Here is a 2,528-nt window from a genome sequence, read left to right as displayed (position 1 = left end):
GTAATCGTTTGCTATTGCATCCTCTTAACTTCCTGCAAAAGTTCTGACATAACCTCCGTAGCTTTGCCCTGTAAAAACACGTCGGTGAGGGAATGGCTAAAAGCCGAGGGGTTGGGGTTTACTTCAATGATCTGAACACCATTTTCTTTGGCCATCTGTGGAATAAGTGAGGCCGGCACCACCTCCCCGGTAGTGCCAATAACAATGAATACTTCTGCTTTCCGGGCTTCTTCAACTGATTTCTGATAAGCATATTGTGGAATCATCTCCCCAAAAAAAATAAAATCGGGTTTCAGTACAGAACCACATTTTTCACATCTGGGGGGCATATGCTCCAGAAATTCCTTGTTCACCTCAAACTTCTCGTTGCATTTCTGACATACGAGATATCTGGAATTCCCATGGAATTCGTACACCCTCGTACTTCCCGCTTCCTGATGCAAATTGTCAATATTCTGGGTGATGATGCTTTGTAGCAAGCCCATCTTTTCAAGCTCGGCCAGGGCTTTATGAGCCTCATTGGGCCGGGCGCTCCCGAAAAATTCATAAAAAATCTCTTTAATAACCGGCCAGGCTTGTTCGGGGTGAGAATAAAAATAATTCAGATCAAGAATTCCCGGATCATATTTGTCCCACAATCCATTTTCACCCCGAAAAGGTGGAATACCGCTTTCCACGGAAACACCAGCCCCTGTAAATCCTGTATTGTGTTTGGATTGCACAATCAGCTCAGCAGCCTGCTTTAGCTTGTGTTCCTCCATAGGCAGTTGTTCGTTTCCTTAATCAAGCGCACAAATTTAGGAAAAATAATTTGTAATACGAAAGCGCAGGGCAGAGAGCGAAGAGCGAAGAGCGAAGAGCGAAGGGCGCAGGGCAAAGAGCAAAGAGCGAAGCGTTTCGAGTCCCGGGTTCCGGGTCCCGAGTTGGTTGTAGCAGCATAGGGTGGAAGAAAGTTAATTGCTCAGAGCTCAGAGCGCAGAGCATAACGCTCAGAATTCAGGGCAAAGCGCCTCGTATCTCGTGCCTCGGGTTGCCGGTAGCTAAATCTTTCATTCCTTAAAATTTTATAGATAAGAATTATAAACTAATGGTGAGGTATCATTAACCAATGAGCAGGAAGGACAAATCAACGGTTTAGCATCGTTAACCAGTGCGTAGGCATGTCAAATCAGTAGGTTGGCATCATTAACCGGTGCGTAGTTATGACAAACCAGCCGGTTGGCATCATTAACCAGTGAGCAGGTATGGCAGACTAGCCGATTGGCTAATTTTTACCGGTTCCACCTCTTCCTCTCACTCATTTATCCCCTTTCGCTAACAATAACCCGGGATCCGAAACCCGAGATGCGTTGCCCTCTGCTTTCTGCTCTTCGCCCTTTGCTCTGAGCTCTCTGCCCTGAGCTCTACGCTTTATGCCACTACATATTCTTAATCTCCTCGATGATCTTTTGTACGGAATCTTTGGCATTTCCGAAGAGCATCCTTGTTCTGTCCTGTAAAAACAGCTGGTTTTCAATTCCCGAGTATCCCTTGCCCATTCCTCTTTTCATCACAATCACATTTTTGGCCTCATTGGCTTCGACAATAGGCATACCATAAATAGGGCTTCCCGGATCTTCTTTTGCAGCGGGATTTACGGTATCATTGGCTCCAATAACCAATACCACATCTGTGTTGGGCAACTGGGGATTGACGTCTTCCATCTTCAACAGCTTATCATAGGGCACCTCAGCCTCTGCAAGCAAAACATTCATGTGACCGGGCATTCTGCCTGCCACCGGATGGATGGCATATTTGACTTCCACTCCGTTCTCTTCAAGCATCTGATCCAGCTCACGGACGGCATGCTGTGCTTTGGCCACAGCCAGGCCGTAACCGGGGGTGATCACCACCCGCTGGGAATAATTCATCAGTATCGCAGCATCGCTCACTGAGATCTCTTTGATGGTGCCGCCTTCCGATTGCGCTGCTGCAGCGCCTCCACCAAAAGCTCCGATAATTACATTAATCAGAGAACGGTTCATGGCTTTACACATCAGCACAGTAAGTATTGATCCGGCTGCCCCGACAAAAATACCTCCAAGGATCATAGCCTGGTTCCCGTAAATGAAACCGGCCATAGCTGCGGCAATACCAGTAAAAGAATTCAGCAGTGAAATCACTACCGGCATATCCGCTCCTCCAATGGGCATGACAAACAACACTCCATATACCAGAGATATAACAAACAACCCATATATCAGGGCGCTGGCTGTGTCACTTCCCATAGAGGCCAGATATACCAACAATCCAAGCACCACTGCCAATAAAATGATATTCACATATTTCATGACCGGAGAGAAAATGTCCCCGACTTTTCCGTCAAGTTTACCATAAGCGATCAGGCTGCCGCTAAAGGAAATGCTTCCTATGGTTAAACCAAGTAGGGTTACGATCAATATTCCCGCGGTAGATACTGCAGGATATTCCATCAGTGCCACAAGGGCAGAAGCAATACCTCCGGTAGCGTTAAACAGCGACACCAGTTG

The 2,528-nt window shown here is 46.9% G+C and carries 2 protein-coding genes; both read right to left on the bottom strand.

The annotated features are described in order from the left end of the window. Positions 1-11: 11 nt before the first annotated feature. Entirely contained in the window at positions 12-761 is a 750-nt protein-coding gene (locus KGY70_13705) for an NAD-dependent deacylase (GenBank protein MBS3776244.1), read from the bottom strand. A gap of 657 nt (positions 762-1,418) precedes the next feature. After that, on the bottom strand, positions 1,419-2,528 hold a 1,110-nt coding region (locus KGY70_13700), incomplete at its 5' end, for an NAD(P)(+) transhydrogenase (Re/Si-specific) subunit beta (protein MBS3776243.1).

This window comes from Bacteroidales bacterium, from assembly GCA_018334875.1.
Classification (GTDB): domain Bacteria; phylum Bacteroidota; class Bacteroidia; order Bacteroidales; family UBA12077; genus JAGXLC01.
The sequence above is the reverse complement of the archived record's forward strand: the minus strand, read 5'-3'. Positions and strand labels throughout refer to the sequence as shown.